Annotated in this window: 1 protein-coding gene; it reads left to right on the forward strand. The window is 57.0% G+C overall.

Annotated features, from left to right (window positions below; genetic code table 11):
* Positions 1 to 2: 2 nt before the first annotated feature.
* Positions 3 to 377, forward strand: coding sequence for a RidA family protein (locus tag GR197_RS31525; protein ID WP_164016624.1), 375 nt, complete (start codon positions 3 to 5; stop codon positions 375 to 377).
* Positions 378 to 421: the final 44 nt, after the last annotated feature.

Raw genomic sequence — 421 nt, forward strand, 5'->3', positions numbered from 1 at the left:
GAATGGAGCAGATCGTAGAACGCGCAGGCTATGCGCCAGCCGTCAGAGTAGGAACAACTGTCTTTTGCGCCGGGCAAGTAGGGCGTACGCGTGAGCTTGAAGTCATCCACGACCCTGAAGCACAGTTCCTCGCGTGCTGGGAGAATCTAAAGACACTTCTCGATGCGGCAGGCTGTACGTTTGAGGACGTCGTCGAGATGACGACTTACCACGTACAAATGAGCGTACACATGTCGGTCTTCCGCGAGGTGAAGAACCGCGTTTTTCCGCGTGGAAAGTGTGCCTGGACGGCGATCGGCGTATCGGAGCTTGCACATCCCGGCTTACTGGCCGAAATCAAGTGCGTGGCGATACAAAGAAGCGCTGCTCGGGCGTAACCGGCCGCTGCAGGTTTGAGTCCCGCCGCCTGATGCCATTATTT

Source organism: Rhizobium phaseoli (assembly GCF_010668805.1).
Lineage (GTDB): Bacteria > Pseudomonadota > Alphaproteobacteria > Rhizobiales > Rhizobiaceae > Rhizobium > Rhizobium phaseoli_A.